At 62.9% G+C, this 14,510-nt stretch carries 13 protein-coding genes and 1 other RNA gene; 5 read left to right on the top strand and 9 right to left on the bottom strand.

The genetic code is table 11. The features are described from left to right. Positions 1-31 precede the first annotated feature (31 nt). Positions 32-502: an SRPBCC family protein gene (locus JI744_RS00450; protein WP_202657185.1), complete on the bottom strand. Its 471-nt coding sequence runs from the start codon at positions 500-502 to the stop codon at positions 32-34. A 13-nt stretch (positions 503-515) separates the two neighbouring features. After that, on the bottom strand, positions 516-1,475 hold the full coding sequence (gene nudC / locus JI744_RS00445; RefSeq protein ID WP_202657183.1) for an NAD(+) diphosphatase: 960 nt from the start codon (positions 1,473-1,475) through the stop codon (positions 516-518). A 228-nt stretch (positions 1,476-1,703) separates the two neighbouring features. Here nudC and JI744_RS00440 point away from each other — a divergent pair, with 228 nt between their 5' ends. Together JI744_RS00440 and JI744_RS00435 are read left to right on the top strand one after the other, a co-directional pair. After that, the gene (locus JI744_RS00440) at positions 1,704-3,452 is read left to right on the top strand and encodes a bifunctional metallophosphatase/5'-nucleotidase (protein ID WP_202657180.1); all 1,749 of its coding nucleotides are present in this window, start codon (positions 1,704-1,706) and stop codon (positions 3,450-3,452) included. A gap of 33 nt (positions 3,453-3,485) precedes the next feature. After that, positions 3,486-4,115 carry an HAD family hydrolase gene (locus tag JI744_RS00435; RefSeq protein WP_202657178.1) on the top strand — a complete coding sequence of 210 codons (630 nt, stop codon included), beginning with the start codon at positions 3,486-3,488 and terminating at the stop codon, positions 4,113-4,115. A gap of 18 nt (positions 4,116-4,133) precedes the next feature. On the opposite strand, the gene JI744_RS00430 is transcribed toward JI744_RS00435, so the two are convergent. Further along, a complete protein-coding gene (locus JI744_RS00430) occupies positions 4,134-4,688 on the bottom strand; it encodes an NADPH-dependent FMN reductase (RefSeq protein WP_236019183.1) in 555 nt (184 codons plus the stop codon). 170 nt (positions 4,689-4,858) lie between these two features. Between JI744_RS00430 and ffs the strand changes: the two genes are divergently transcribed. Then, positions 4,859-4,955, top strand: an RNA gene (ffs, locus tag JI744_RS00425) — signal recognition particle sRNA small type. A gap of 800 nt (positions 4,956-5,755) precedes the next feature. Here the strand turns inward: ffs and JI744_RS00420 are convergent. The 4 genes from JI744_RS00420 to JI744_RS00405 form a co-directional block, all read right to left on the bottom strand. After that, positions 5,756-8,836, bottom strand: coding sequence for an efflux RND transporter permease subunit (locus tag JI744_RS00420; RefSeq protein WP_202657167.1), 3,081 nt, complete (start codon positions 8,834-8,836; stop codon positions 5,756-5,758). Positions 8,837-8,845: 9 nt separating this feature from the next. Continuing rightward, entirely contained in the window at positions 8,846-9,946 is a 1,101-nt protein-coding gene (locus JI744_RS00415; protein ID WP_202657166.1) for an efflux RND transporter periplasmic adaptor subunit, read from the bottom strand. Positions 9,947-10,349: 403 nt separating this feature from the next. Then, a complete protein-coding gene (locus JI744_RS00410; RefSeq protein ID WP_328756599.1) occupies positions 10,350-10,541 on the bottom strand; it encodes a Fic family protein in 192 nt (63 codons plus the stop codon). Between the two features lie 7 nt (positions 10,542-10,548). Next, a complete protein-coding gene (locus JI744_RS00405; RefSeq protein ID WP_202657164.1) occupies positions 10,549-11,220 on the bottom strand; it encodes a GntR family transcriptional regulator in 672 nt (223 codons plus the stop codon). A gap of 109 nt (positions 11,221-11,329) precedes the next feature. On the opposite strand from JI744_RS00405, the gene JI744_RS00400 reads away from it, so the two are divergent. Next, entirely contained in the window at positions 11,330-12,367 is a 1,038-nt protein-coding gene (locus JI744_RS00400; RefSeq protein WP_202657162.1) for a trans-3-hydroxy-L-proline dehydratase, read from the top strand. Beyond that, entirely contained in the window at positions 12,357-12,614 is a 258-nt protein-coding gene (locus JI744_RS00395) for a tautomerase family protein (RefSeq protein ID WP_268885762.1), read from the top strand. The genes JI744_RS00400 and JI744_RS00395 overlap by 11 nt, the downstream gene beginning before the upstream one ends. A 253-nt stretch (positions 12,615-12,867) precedes the next feature. Here the strand turns inward: JI744_RS00395 and JI744_RS00390 are convergent, their stop codons facing one another. Beyond that, a complete protein-coding gene (locus JI744_RS00390; RefSeq protein ID WP_202657157.1) occupies positions 12,868-13,920 on the bottom strand; it encodes a proline racemase family protein in 1,053 nt (350 codons plus the stop codon). 57 nt (positions 13,921-13,977) lie between these two features. Then, positions 13,978-14,442 (bottom strand): Lrp/AsnC family transcriptional regulator, encoded by a 465-nt coding sequence (locus tag JI744_RS00385; protein WP_202657142.1) that lies wholly within the window; start codon positions 14,440-14,442, stop codon positions 13,978-13,980. Positions 14,443-14,510: the final 68 nt, after the last annotated feature.

Raw genomic sequence — 14,510 nt, 5'->3', positions numbered from 1 at the left:
GCCTGCGGGGCGTCCTGCCTTGCCGGCTCGATCAGCGGCGGGGGCTGCGGGCGCGCTGCTCGATCTCATGCGCGAAGGCAGCGATGCGGTCATGGTACTTGCGTTCCACCCGGTTGCGGGCAAAGCGCAGCGATTGCAGGTAAAGGCGGGCACCGAGATTTAGGGGCTTCATCTCTGTTATCACATGCAGACGGGTGCGGCGGGCGGCCATCTCGATCAACTCGATATGTGCCTCGCCCTCCAGCGCGGCAGAATGAAAGTGCAGGCCGATGTGCTGAGGCTGCTCCAGCCGGGTCAGTTGCACCTGCATCTTCCGCGGCTTGCCGCGATAGAGGAATCCCAGCCGCCAGTCGGTGCCGACCGTAGCCTGCCGGTGCGAATCATCGCGCGATACATCTGCTCCGCGTCGCAGGGCGGCACGTTCCCAACCGTCAAAGTCGGCCACGATGGCCCAGACCTGTGCCAAAGGCGCATCGACATCCTGTTTGGTCGAAAGTCTCATCGTCGGGTGTCCGTCAGTCCAGGCTGTCCGCCACCCAGTGACGGATCAGGAAATGTGCGATGGCCCCGGCGCGTCCGGCGCGGATGCGGGGGTGGTGACCGGCCAGAATCGTGACCATGTCGTCTTTGGTTACCCACAGGGCATCTTCCAGCTCTGCCGGGTCAAGGGTGATCGCGTCGGATTTGGCCTGACCATGCGCGCCCAGCATGAGCGATGCGGGAAAGGGCCAGGGCTGGCTGGCCAGATAGCGGACCGTACCGACGGTGACGCCGGTTTCTTCGGCAACCTCGCGGCGCACCGCAGCCTCCAGCGTCTCGCCGGGTTCGACGAAACCTGCAAGGAGGGAATACATCCCCTCTGGCCAGCCCGGAGAGCGGCCCAAAAGCAGGCGGCCGTTGCGTTCGATCACCATGATTACCACGGGGTCGGTGCGCGGAAAGTGCTGGGCGCCACAAGCCGGGCAAAGGCGACGCCAGCCCGCCTGATCCATAGCAGAGGCCACACCGCAACTGGCGCAAAAGCCGTGACTGGCGTGCCAGCCGATTATGGCCTTGCCGGTCGCGGCCAGTTCGGCCTGACGCGGCGACAGGGTTGCCATCACGGTGCGCAGATCTTGAAAGGCGGCAGTATCGGGCAGGGCGGGATGGGGCAGGGGTTCGGCGCTGAAGATGCCGCCGGGGGGCTGCGGGGCAATGGCAGGCGTCCAGGCCGAGATGTCGGCCGCAAAGCGGGGGATGCCGTCATCCAGGCCCAGAAAGACCGGCGGCCCAGCGTGATCCAGCAGCCGTGATCCCGGCGGCACCCAGACCAGACCGCCCGCAGCGTTGCCCGAATCAACCGGCACCTGTCCGCGCCACAGTGCCAGTACCTGCCCCTGTTGCAGCAACTCTGCGATGCGCTCTGGCTGCCCGCGCAGGGCCGCCGCCCGGTCAAGACCCGAGGCGCCAAATGTGACTGTTTCTGCAAGTTGCATGATGTGACGCCTTGTTCCCGACTGTCTTCTGCCATGCCGGGGCGAGGCTGCAAAGGGGGATGCAACTTTGCAACTATGAGGTGATCATTCGCCAGAAAACTCTCCTGATGGGTTTCCCCTGGCGAGGCGGGGCCTAAATTGAAGGGGAAGATCCCTCGGTAAGACTGAATGACAACGAGAAAACCGCGGTGGGGCGGTGATTCAAAGGGTCAGGGGCCGAAGGCGGGCTTGCGTATTCTGGCGACGACCGATCTGCACGCGCAACTTGTCCCTTGGGACTTTTACGCGGATCGGTCGATACCGGGGCGCGGCCTGTCCTGCCTGGCCATCGAGATCGCCAAGGCGCGGGCCGAGGCGGGCGGTGCCCTTCTGTTTGACAACGGTGATTTCCTGACCGGCAACCCGCTGGCGGATGAAGCGGTCGATCACGCCGGGGCGGGCATGGCGAACCCCATGGTGCGCGCGATGAACCATCTGCGCTATGATGCGGTGGGTCTGGGCAACCACGAATTCAGCCGCGGGCTGGATTATCTGGCGCACTGTCTGGCCGAGGCGCGGTTTCCGGTAGTGGCGGCAAATATCCGGCGGGCGGATGGCGGGCCCGCCTATCTGCCCCATGTGATGATCACGGCAGAAGTGACCGATACCTTTGGCGCGCGTCATGGTTTGCGGGTGGCGGTGACATCGGCGCTACCGCCACAAACCATGATCTGGGAGAAATACCATCTCTCCGGCCGGTTGCAGATCGGCGACATTCTGGCGGCGCTGCGGGTGCAGGTGCGCCAGATGCGGGCGGCGGGGGCCGATCTGGTGGTTGTGCTGGCCCATTCCGGGGTGGCCCCCGAGGGTGGTGGCAGCACGCGGATGCGCGCCAATGTGGCGCAGGCTGTTGCGGGGCTGGCGGGGGTGGATGTGGTGGTGGCGGGCCACACCCATGATGCGCTGCCCGCCCAGCCCGTCGCCGCCCAGACGGGGGCGGCGCTGGTTCTGCCCGGCGCGCTTGCCTCTCACCTCGGGGTGGTGGATCTGGACATGGGGCTGACGCGCGGGCGGTGGCGCGTGCTGGGGCACAGGTGCGAACTGCGGGCGGTGGCGCCGGTCGAACCGGGGCAGACCGCGCCCGAGGATGCCTATCTGGTCAGTCTTGGCAGCCCGGCGCTTGCCCGCATCCGCCGACAGCTTGATACAGTGGTGGGTCGGGCGCAGGTGCGGCTGGATACCCATTTCGCGCTGATCGGGCGGTCGCGCGCGCTGCATTTCGTGGGCCGTGCGGTGCGAGATCATATGGCAGGCGTTTTGGGGGCGGGTGGCGCGGATCTGCCGGTTCTGGCAGCGGTGGCAGCGACGCGGACGGGCGGGCGCGGCGGGGCTGCGAATTATGCGCTGATCCCTCCGGGCCCTGTGCGTGAACGTGACCTTGGCAGCATCATGCCCTTTGACGACCGGCTTGCCGCCACCGAAATCTGCGGTGTCGGGGTGATGCGTTGGCTGGACCATGCGGCGGCGATCTTTCGTCAGGTCGCGCCCGGCGCGCAGGATGCGCCGCTGGTCGATCCCGAGGTGCCCGGCTTTCTGTTCGATGCAATCGAGGGGCTGTCTTACCGGATCGACCTGTCGATGCCGCCGGGGCCGGGCCGGGTTCGCGATCTGGAATGGCAGGGCCGCGCGGTTCGGGCGACGGATCGGTTCATCCTTGCCACCTCCAGCCACCGGATGGGCGGCGGCGGCGGTTTTCCCTTGCCATCCGCCCGCCGCGAGATTGCGCTGCCGCCGACGCGTCTGCGCGACATTCTGCGCGAGGCGGCGCGCCAGCCGATCGGCGCGCAACAGGCGCTTTGCCCCGTCTGGTCCTTTTGTCCGATGCCGGGCACCAGCGTGGTGCTGGACACCGCCGCCGAGGCGATAAGCGACCTTGACGATCTGGTCTCGCTTGGGTCCGCGCCGGGTGGATTTCAGCGCTTTCGCCTGCATCTTTGATGCGTTATGCGGGGGCGACCCCCGGAGGCTGCGATGTTTGACGCGATCCTTTTCGATCTGGACGGAACCCTGGTCGATACAGAAAGCCTGGCGATGTCGGCTGGCATGGCGGCGTTTGCGCGGCTGGGATTTCCGGTCAGCGAACAGTTCATGCACGGCCTGGTCGGGCGCGATATGGCGACGGCAGGCCGCATGATTGCCAGCGCGCATCCCGCGCTGGACCAGACGGCGCTGCACCCGATGTGGAACCAGGGCTTTCTGGCCGAGGTCAATCGCGGACTGCCGCTCAAGCCGGGCGCGACAGAATTGCTGGCGGCGCGGCTGCGGCCCATGGCAATCGTCACCTCATCCCGCCGGGCCGAGGCGCATCACAAGCTGGGCGTGGCGGGCATCGCCGATGCCTTTCACCATGTCGTGGTGGTCGAGGATGTAGAGGCACCCAAACCCGCGCCCGACCCATATTTGCTGGCGGCGCAAAAGCTGCGCGTTGATCCGGCACGGTGCCTTGTGTTCGAAGACAGCGAAACCGGGGCCGAAGCCGCCTTTCGCGCAGGGTGCCGTGTGGTGCAGGTGCCCGATGTGGTGCCAAGCGAGGGGCGCTGGGCGCATCATCTGGCCCGTGACCTGTTGGAAGGCGCGCGGATGGCGGGGCTGGCGGTCTGACGCCAACCCCTTGCAGTATCAGGCTGCGACCTTGGTGTGGCGGTCGATGAAACCTGAGAACGCATCAATCCAGCCCGACAGGAACTTGGCCGATTCTGCGTCGGTCAGGGTGCTGCCGTCGAAATGGGTGTCCTTCCAGGTCCAATAGACCTCTGGGAAGATCATCAGATCAAGGCCGACGGACGAGGCAAGGTGGCGCAGCGCGTTCTGCCCGGCGGCGGTGCCGGTGGCACCCGGCGTGGTGCCGGTAATGGCGGCGGGCTTGCCGGCCCAGGCATTCTGGCCCCAGGGTCGGGTGGCCCAGTGAATCGCGTTCGACAGGGCGGGTGCATAGCTGCGGTTGTATTCCGGCGTCACCAGCAGCACGGCATCGGCAGCGGCGATATCCTGGCGCAACCGGGTGACGGCGGCGGGCGGTTCGGCCCACAGATCATCATTATAAATCGGCAGATCGCCGATTTCGACAAAACGGAACGCCAGCCGTCCCTCGGCCAGCTTGGCCAGTGCCTCGGCAAAGCGGCGGTTGATGGAAGCGGCCCGCAACGAGCCGACCAGAACGGCGACGTTCTTCATAATGTCTCCAATGCAGAAGCGGCAGAATGCCGCGATGCGGCAAAAATGGGCCGTGACAGGGGTGGGTTCAACGCCCCCCGCCGCGCAGCCCGCCCTGCGCCGATGCACAGAGGGCGCGGGTGTGGCGCAGCCATCTTGCGCCCGCCTTGCCCCCGGCCTATATGGGGGGCGAGAGGTTGGCGCGGGTAAGCGCCTCGCCAACCCGGTCAGGTCCGGAAGGAAGCAGCCGTAACGAGACCCGCTTGGGTCGCTGTCCAGCCTCTCACCCTTTTTCCATCTAGCCTTATGAAGATATGCAATATCCCTGTCTTTCACGGGTATCTGTTGCAATCCGTGCTGCAAGCGGGGGCCTGAGTTGGCCGTGGAACATGTTCAGCATGGCAACGGAAACTGAACGAGGCAGGTGTGTAGGAAACTAGGGGCATGGCGCCTGCTGATGCGTGCGCGACCTGTCCAGACATCCTGACCCGCCCGGCCGATCTTGCGGATGAACGTGCAGCGCTGGCCCGTCTTTGTCGCTGGGCGAGGCGCTATGCGCCGATGGTTGCTGTTTCCGGTTCGGAGGGGCTGATCGCGGACATCAGCGGTATCGGCATATTTCGTCCGCGAGGCCGAACTATGTGGTGATCTTCGTGCGAGGCCTGATCGGGCGGGGCTTTCGGTCACCAGCACCATCGCGGCAGTCCGGGCACCTCCCATGCGCTGGCGCATCATGGCGGGGGTGTGATTTCTAAAGGTGATCCGCCGACGGGAGTCCAGCACCGGCCGTGTTCGACCTTGCGGATCGAACCTGCCAGCCCGGCGATCTGGCGCGGGTGGATCTGGCAGGGATTACTGATGCCGCCAGTTCCGCAACAGGCAATCACCACTGTCATGGCCGCACTCTGCGCGGGGTTGCATGACTACAAGCGCGTGGGCCGTCGACCTGCCTGTTTGCGACGCAGTATCGTGCAACATCGGGGGCAAGACTTAAAAAGATCTCGCGATCAACCAAGCCGCCCTATCAACGGGCTTGAGTCTGGCGTGCAGATCGCGGGCAAAGGTATGCGCCTTGCCCGCGACCCAGATCAATGGGCGGTGCCAAAGTTCCTTTCGACCTGCTTGCGATGGGCCAGATAGGACGCATCGCTGCGAGACAGCAGGGTGTAAAACATCGGTACCACGAACAACGTAAAGGTTGTGCCAATCAGCAGCCCGGTAAAGATCACCAGACCCATCGCCTGACGCGCCGCAGCCCCGGCCCCTTCGGCCAGGATCAGCGGAACCACCGCCAGCGCCATCGCCGCCGTGGTCATCAGGATCGGGCGCAGACGCGTCTTGGCCGCTGCAACAATGGCCTGACGGCGGCTAAGGTTATGATCCTCTCGCTGCTGGTTGGCGAATTCGACCATCAGGATACCGTGCTTGGTGATCAGGCCAATCAGCGTGATCAGGCCAACCTGTGTATAGATGTTCAGTGTGCCTGCCCCAAAATACAGCGGCAGCACCGCGCCAAAGATCGACAGCGGCACCGACATCATGATGATGAACGGGTCACGGAAACTTTCGAACTGCGCCGCCAGCACCAGATAGATCACCACCAAGGCGGCGCCAAAGGCCAGAAGGATGGTGTTGCCTTCGCTTTTCTCCAACCGCGATTGACCGGAGTAGTCGATGAAGAACCCATCGGGCAGCGTTTCGGCGGCAATCTTTTCCAGCTCTGCCAGACCGACGCCTGACGAAAGCCCGATCATCGGCATTGCCGATAGCGTGGCAGAGTTCAGCTGGTTGAATTGCTCAATCCCCGCGGCATTGACGCCGGGGTCCAGCGTGACAACTGAAGACAGCGGCACCATCGCCCCGGACCCTGCGCGGACAAAGAACTGCCCCAGACGTTCGGGGTTGTCGCGCCATTCCTTTGGCACCTGTGTGATGATGTCATAGCTGTTGGAATCGCGGTCGAACTGCGCAATGGCACCACCGCCGACCAACAGGCCAAGAGTGTTGCCGATCTCGCTGACGGAAACGCCCAGTTGGGCCGCGCGGTCCCGGTCGATCACGATGCGCACCTGCGGCGCATCGAACGACAGGCTGTTCTGCACCACAATGAACTTGCCGGTCTGCAACGCCTTGGCGCGGATTTCATCGGCCACCTCGACCACGCGCTCGGGGGCGTGGATCGACTGGATCACCAGAGAAACCGGCAAGCCCCCCCCGGCACCGGGCAGGGTGGGCGGGGCAAAGACATAGCTTTGCAGCCCGGGCGCGCCATCAATGGTGGCCTGAATCTGCTGCTGGATATCCTTCTGGCTGCGCTCGCGATCAGCCCAGTCTTTCAACGCCCAGATATAGAACCCTGTGTTGGTGGCACCGCCCATCCCCGCGACGGAAAAGGCTGTCTTGACCTCTTCGATATCACGGGTGCGGCCAGCAACCTCTCGGGTAAAGGCATCAGTATAGTCCAGCGTAGCGTAACGCGGGCCGTTCATGATGGCGAACAGCGCACCAGAATCTTCCTCGGGCGCCAGTTCGGACGAGGTGTTCATGAACATAAACCCCGTCACACCCACCAGTGACAGCACCATCAGCAAGGTCACTGGCCGGTAATCCAGCGACGAAGATACCCGCCGCTCATACCAGTTCGACACGCCGTTCAGCACCCTGTCCACGATCTGCTGAAACCGCCCCGGTGTGCCGTGGTTCAACAATCGCGCCGACATGGTGGGCGTGATGGTCAAGGCGACGATCCCCGACAGCACCACTGACCCCGCCAGTGTCAGCGCAAATTCGGTAAACAGCGATCCGGTCAGACCGCCCGTAAAGGCCAGTGGCGACAGCACGGCGGCAAGGGTGATGGTCATCGCCACCACGGGCCCCGCGATTTCCTTCATCCCCACGATGGCGGCGCGCGATGGGGTCATCCCATCCTCGATATGACGGTGGATGTTTTCCACCACCACAATCGCATCGTCCACCACCAGACCGATGGCCAGAACCATCGCCAGCAGGGTCAGCAGGTTGATCGAATACCCCAATGCCAGCATCACCGCACAGACGCCAATCAGCGACAGCGGGATTGTGACGATGGGCATGACCACCGACCGGAACGACCCGAGGAACAGCAAGATCACCACAACCACAATCGCCACAGCTTCGGCGATTGTCTTGAACACCTCGCTGATGGATGCCGCGATGGTTTCGGTCGAATCGTAGACCATGTCGATGGTCATGCCCTTGGGCAGCGTGGCGTTCAGGCCGGGCAGCGCGTTCAGCACATTGGTCGCCACATCCAACTGGTTTTCGCCCGGTGCGGGAATGATGCCGATAAAGGTTCCTGGCTCGCCATCAAAGGTCACAATGGCATCCCGGTCGCCCGAGGCCATTTCGATCTTTGCCACATCGCGCAGCCGCACGACGCCATTCTTGCCCTGCACCAGGGGCAGCGCGCCAAAGGCATCGGCAGACTGGATGGTGGATTGCAGGGTCAAGGAATAACTGAAGTATTCATTCTCGGTCTTGCCGGGGGCAGACAGGAAGTTTGACGCGCGAACGGCTGCCAGCACCTCTGATGCCGTAACCCCACGGGCCGACAGCTTCAGCGGGTCCAGCCAGATCCGCATCGCATATTGTGACGCGCCCAGAATCTCCATTTGCGCCACACCGCCGATATTGGTCACGCGTGGCCGCACCACCCTTTCCAGATATTCGGTCAACTGTTCGGGCGTCATGTTGGGGTTCTGCACCGCCAGATACATCAGCGCGAAGGTCTGGCCGTTGCCTTTGACAATCGTCGGGTCTTCGGCGTCTTCGGGCAGTTGCCCGCGCACCTGCTGCACCTTCGACATCACCTCGGTCAGCGCAACATCGGGGTTGGCCCCGAGTTTCATCTGCACCGTCACGACCGAGGCCGACGGCGTGGACTGGCTGGTGATATAGTCGATATTCTCGGTCGTTGACACGGCCGAGGCGATGGGCGCGGTGATGAAGCCCTGGATCAGATCGGGGGCCGCACCGGGATAGACGGTGGTGATGGTGATCACCGTCTCTTCCACCTCTGGGTATTGGCGAACCGGCAGGTTGACGACCGAGGCCAGCCCCAGAAACAGGATCAGCGCGGCCAGAACTGTGGACAGAACCGGGCGGCGAATGAAGATTTCGGAAAAATGCATGGCCGCTCCTTACTCGCCCGCAGGCGCGGTCAGCACGACCGAATTATCAACCTTGACCTTGCCGCCATTGGTCAGGCGGTTCTGGCCGGATGTCACGATTTCCTCACCAGCGGTAAGGCCCTTGATCACCTCGATCCGTGCCCCGGAGCGACGGCCCAGCGTCACAAAGACCTGTTCGACCTTTTGCTCTTCCGCCGTTTCACCCTGCCGGATCACATAAATGGAATCGCCGTAAAGCGAGGAGCTGATAGCCGTTTGCGGCACCGCGATCACATTCGGCTCGGACGGCAGCGACACACGCACCCGCAGGAACTGACCGGGCGACAGTTTGCCCGAGGCATTCTCTACCTCGGCCCGCACCGAGACCATGCGGGAGTTCGGATCGACGCGCGGTTCAATGGCGATGATATGGCCATCGGCGCTGAAATCACCCACTTCAGTCTTGATGGTCACGGGGCGGTCCAGCGACAGCAGGCCCATCTGCTGTTCCGGCACCGCGAAATCGACCCGCATTCTGCTCAGGTCTTGCAGCGTGGCATAGGTGGTTCCAACGCCGACATACTGGCCCACCTCGATCTGCGGAATGCCGATCACGCCGTCAAACGGGGCGGTCAGGCGTTTGTCATCCAGGGCGGTCTGCACCTGTGCCACCTGTGCGCGGGCAGCCTCGGTCTGCGCCTCGGCGCTTTCGACGGTGGTTGCGGCACTGACACCGCGTTCGCTCAGGGTCTGGGCGCGGGTCGCTTCGGTCTGGGCAACGCCAAGGGCCGCCTTGGCCGCCGCAAGCGAGGCCTGTTCGCTGGCATCATCAATCTGCACCAGCAACTGGCCCTTGGTGACGCGATCATTGGCCGTGAACTGGATCTCGCGTACCAACCCGCCCGACTGGGTGGCCAGATCGACCCCGCTGGCGGCAATGGCGGTGCCAACGGCTTCGATGCCCGGCTCCCATGTCACTGTTTCAACCTTTTCACTGGTCACCGGGACCGGCGGCGGCACCATGCCAGACAGATATTGCGCGATCATTCCATCGCGGAACGATTTGAACCAGACGATACCCCCCACGATCAGCCCTAAAAGAGTAACTGCAATTGCCAACCGCTTGAACATGGATGCTCCTGTAATGCTTTGCGTCAGCCAAAGTCGGCAGAACGCGGGATCTATCTGGTTTGAAGGTGAATGCCATCGTGGCGATGCCCGATAGGATTGGCCCGTCAGTCGAGGGAACATATCCGGCAAATGCGGATTTACAAGAAAGCGCGCTTGGTTTTTCGGAAAAAATGAACCGGGCCGTTCACATAATGAGCGTGCAGCCGGAAATCACAGCAGCACACCCGGTTTGCCGGGCATCAATGCGGTGCCATAGCAGACAGGACCGGCGATAGCCCTTGGGCGGGTGTAGATGAGGGGTCTTCAGGCTGCGGGATGGGGGCGGCGAGAAAAGCTAGCCATTCCCCGATTGCCTGTTCTGGCGGCCCGTTATTTTGGTCGGCAGCTTTTCGCAATCGTGCAGTCAGCTTGCAAAACTCTCCTCTGCCATGGCGCTAGAGGCCAGATCCTCCATCATCCGAACGCCCTTTTTGAGGTAGGGACACAGGTTTTCTGGGCTCAGGCGTAGGAAGGTGACGGCCGCGACAAAGCCGGTGCGCTTGTTGCCATCAACGAAGGCGCGGGCCCAGGTGATCCCGAACGCATAGGCCGCCAAGGTCGCATCAGTCTTTGCGCGGCAGATGGATGCTCAGGGATCGGCAGGCACCCATGATATGATCATGGGTCAGGGTGGCGGCCAATTCGGCCTTGCATTGGCGGCAGGCGGAAAGGATCTCATGATGCTCTGTCACGGCATGAAAGTGGCCGCCGGAGACCGTCAACTGAACGCGCAGAAAGCGGGCAACCCGATCATTGATCTGGCGGATCAGGCCCATAAGAAAGTCGCGTCCGGCGGGGGCGTAAAGCGCAGAGTGAAATTCCCAGTTCCGCGCCGCCCATTGCGAGACATCCGGCTCTGCCGCAAAGACTGCGGCTGCGGCCTCTGCCCGCGCGAGGTGTTCTGGCGTCATCAGGGGAACCGCCAGTTTGATTGCCTGCGCCTCAAGCATGGCGCGGACTTCGAAGACCTGGGCAATCTCTGGTTCGGAAAGGCTGGCAACGACCGCGCCGCGATTGCGCAGGAAGGTCACGAACCCCTCGGCCTCCAGCTGCTTCAGCGCCTCGCGCACCGGAATCTTGCTGACGTTGAACCGCCGCGCCACATCGTCCTGACCGATCGGCGCCCCCTCGGCCAGATCGCCGGAAACGATGGCCGCGCGCAGGTGGCGCAGCACCACCTGCGAGGTCGAGGGCGCAGCACCAAGGTCAGGCACGTCCTGCAATCCCAAAGTCATGGCATCCTCCGTCTTTGGCTTCTGCCGATAGCTCAATTGGGGGCAGGGCGCAAATCTGGCGATTGACCTGCTGATATGATCGTATACGTTATTCTAAAAGAGGGCCATCATGCGCAGTACCAAAGTGATTCATGTCGTCTCGGCCCATGCCGAAGGCGAGGTTGGCGATGTCATTGTCGGCGGTGTCGCCCCGCCCCCCGGTGCCACGCTGTGGGACCAGCGGACATGGATCGCGCAGGATCAGACCCTGCGCAACTTTGTGTTGAATGAGCCGCGCGGCGGGGTCTTTCGCCATGTCAATCTGCTGGTGCCGCCCAAAGACCCGCGCGCCCAGATGGGCTGGATCATCATGGAGCCGGAAGACACGCCGCCGATGTCGGGTTCAAACTCGATCTGCGTGGCTACGGTGCTTTTGGAAACTGGCATCCTGCCGATGACCGAACCTTTGACCGAGATGGTGCTGGAGGCGCCGGGGGGGCTTGTCCATGTCCGTGCCGAGTGTCGGGATGGCAAGGCCGAACGGATTTACGTCGAAAACCTGCCGTCTTTTGCCTCTCGTTTGTCGGTTCCGCTGGAGATCGAGGGGGTAGGCACCCTGACGGTTGACACGGCCTTTGGCGGCGACAGTTTCGTTGTGGTCGATGCCCCCGCGCTGGGCTTGTCGCTGGAGACCCACGAGGCGCGCGATCTGGCGGTTCTGGGGGTCAGGATCACCGATGCCGCCAACCGTCAGCTTGCCTTCCACCACCCCGAGCGTCCCGATTGGCGCCACCATTCCTTTTGCCTTTTTGCCGGCGCGCTGACCCGCGATGCCCATGGCCTGCGGGCGAAGTCGGTCGTCTCTATCCAGCCGGGAAAGCTTGATCGGTCGCCGACCGGCACGGCGGTTTCGGCGCGGATGGCGCTGTTGCATGCCAAAGGAGAGATGAAGGTGGGCGACCGGCTGACCGGCGTTTCGGTCATCGGGTCCGAGTTTCATGGCACGATCCTTGGGCAGGCGCGGGTGGGCGATCTGCCCGCCATTCGCCCGCAGATCAGCGGAAGGGCTTGGGTGACGGGCACGCATCAGCATATGCTGGACCCCTCTGACCCTTGGCCGGGCGGTTACAGGGTTGCCGACACCTGGCCGATGAAGGCTGGCCAGTAAAAGCGGTGCCAATGCTGATTGGGCCAATGAAAAAAGGAATATTGTGATGCCAATTGTCCGCGTCGAACTTTTGCCGGGCCGCAGCCCGGAGATGAAACAGGCCCTCGTTGACCGCATCATCGCGGCGTTTGGCGAGGTTTGCGGCACCAAGCCCGAGGCTCTGGACGTGATTTTCACCGAGGTTGCGCGCGAAGATTGGTTCGTGGGCGGGCAATCCTATGCCGCGAAACCTGCGGTTAAGCCGTGACGCTTTTGGCCCAAACCGAACCCGCGCTTTGGCATAGGCCGCCTGTCGCGCGTCTAGGGCAAGCGCAGAAATGGCGGCGTCGTTTATCGGGGCAAGCTGGCCGATAGGGACTGGCCATTTCCTGACCGCAAGTCAGCCGCCCGACAGCGGCATGGTGGATCACCCACACTTTGCGCGCCGGATTTCACAGAAAGGCTGACGCGGCAACTGGACCGGCTGGCCCGGCTTGCCGCCATCGCGGGGTAACAGGTGTTCAGGCCCAGATGTCGCCGATGGTAAAGCCCTCGGTGAAAGGGTCGTCGGGGTCCAGCACCATGGTGTTCATGCCGTAAATCCAGCTTGTGCCGGTGATCGTCGGCACAACCGCCTTGCGGCCATGCAGCGTCACCTCGTCAACCAGATGGCCGGTATAGATGTTGCCCAAAAGCCCCTGATGGCGGAAGGGCTGGTTCAGCTTCAACTCGCCCTTGGCATGCAGCGTTGCCATCTTGGCGCAGGTGCCGGTGCCACAGGGGCAACGGTCCAGCGCGCCGGTCCATGTCGCAGGATCGTCCCAGGACAGCGGGCCGGTGGCCATGGTCACGGCATTCTTCCAGTCGGCCTTGGGGTCATCCGACGGGCCGGAAAGCTGCGAAATGGTGATGCCGACGCCGGGATAGTCTGGATGGTTCACTTGCAATTGCTCGATTGCAGCTTGCCGGATCATCGCCGAGATGCGGACAATCTCGCCGCCATGTTCGGGCTTCAGTTCCAGCCCCTTGAACTGGCGCACATCTGCGATGACATAGAACATGCCGCCCCAGCCCACATCTACCCGCACCTTGCCCAGATGCGGCACGTCGATTTCGGCGTCGATATGGGCGGCAAAGGCCGGAACATTGCGGAAGGTCACCGCCTTGACCTTGCCACCCGCGCAATCGGCCCGAACCCGGATCAGCCCGGCGGGCGCTTCCAGCATCAGCTCGGTCACCGGCTCTTTCATCGGCAGGATGCCCATTTCCAGCAGCACCGTGACAACCGAGATCGTATTGCCGCCCGACATCATCGGATATTCGACCTGCTCCATGATGATATAGCCCGCATCGGCCTCGGGGTGGCAGGGCGGCACCAGAAGGTTGCAGCAATGCGCCGGATATCCGCGCGGCTCGCGCAGGACGAGTTTGCGAAGCTGGTCATCATTCGCCTCCAGCCACTTCATTTTCTCGTAGACGGTCGCGCCAGGAATATGCGGTACGCCCCCGGTGATCACCCGCATCGGCGTGCCGGCATGGGTATCGACCGCGTGAATCATCCTTTTGAACGTCATGGCGCTTCTCCCTTTTTCAAGGTAGATCGTATACCATATTCTGAGGTGACTCAATCCTTACGGTGGGGTCCAGTTCTGTTCGACCACCGCCTCCATCGCGACAAAGCTGGATGTGGCATGCAGAAAGGGCAGGGAAGAGATCTTTTCCGCCATGATTTGCCGGAAATGCACCATATCGCGCGAGCGGACCTTCAGCAGATAGTCATAGCCCCCCGCGATCATGTAGCATTCTTCCACCTCGGCGATGGCACGCACCGCCTCGTTGAACTTGTCGAGCGCGCTTTGCCGCGTGTCGCTCATCTTGACCTCGACATAGGTTACATGGGTCAGGCCCAGTTTCATCGGTGACAGGATGGCGCGATAGCCGGTGATCAGCCCGGCCTCCTCCATCTGGCGGACGCGCAAGGACACGGGCGTCTTGGAAAGCCCCACCTTCTCGGCAAGGTCGCTCATCGGGATGCGGCCATTGGCCAAAAGTTCGGCGAGGATCTTGCGATTCACTGGGTCAAGGGGGTCGGACATCGAAATCCTCGTGAAATTTGGTCGATTCGCCTTTGTAAATTCAACATAATGGTCACATCGACCATGGG

The sequence above is a fragment of the Fuscibacter oryzae genome (assembly GCF_016765795.1).
GTDB lineage: Bacteria > Pseudomonadota > Alphaproteobacteria > Rhodobacterales > Rhodobacteraceae > Fuscibacter > Fuscibacter oryzae.
This window is presented reverse-complemented; position numbering and strand designations above follow the sequence as displayed.

Bases quoted from the DNA above. Each gene is read 5' to 3' on its own strand.
- JI744_RS00450 (WP_202657185.1), bottom strand. From the start codon at position 502: ATGAGACTTTCGACCAAACAGGATGTCGATGCGCCTTTGGCACAGGTC.
- nudC (WP_202657183.1), bottom strand. From the start codon at position 1,475: ATGCAACTTGCAGAAACAGTCACATTTGGCGCCTCGGGTCTTGACCGG.
- JI744_RS00435 (WP_202657178.1), top strand. From the start codon at position 3,486: ATGTTTGACGCGATCCTTTTCGATCTGGACGGAACCCTGGTCGATACA.
- JI744_RS00430 (WP_236019183.1), bottom strand. From the start codon at position 4,688: ATGAAGAACGTCGCCGTTCTGGTCGGCTCGTTGCGGGCCGCTTCCATC.
- JI744_RS00420 (WP_202657167.1), bottom strand. From the start codon at position 8,836: ATGCATTTTTCCGAAATCTTCATTCGCCGCCCGGTTCTGTCCACAGTT.
- JI744_RS00415 (WP_202657166.1), bottom strand. From the start codon at position 9,946: ATGTTCAAGCGGTTGGCAATTGCAGTTACTCTTTTAGGGCTGATCGTG.
- JI744_RS00405 (WP_202657164.1), bottom strand. From the start codon at position 11,220: ATGACTTTGGGATTGCAGGACGTGCCTGACCTTGGTGCTGCGCCCTCG.
- JI744_RS00400 (WP_202657162.1), top strand. From the start codon at position 11,330: ATGCGCAGTACCAAAGTGATTCATGTCGTCTCGGCCCATGCCGAAGGC.
- JI744_RS00390 (WP_202657157.1), bottom strand. From the start codon at position 13,920: ATGACGTTCAAAAGGATGATTCACGCGGTCGATACCCATGCCGGCACG.
- JI744_RS00385 (WP_202657142.1), bottom strand. From the start codon at position 14,442: ATGTCCGACCCCCTTGACCCAGTGAATCGCAAGATCCTCGCCGAACTT.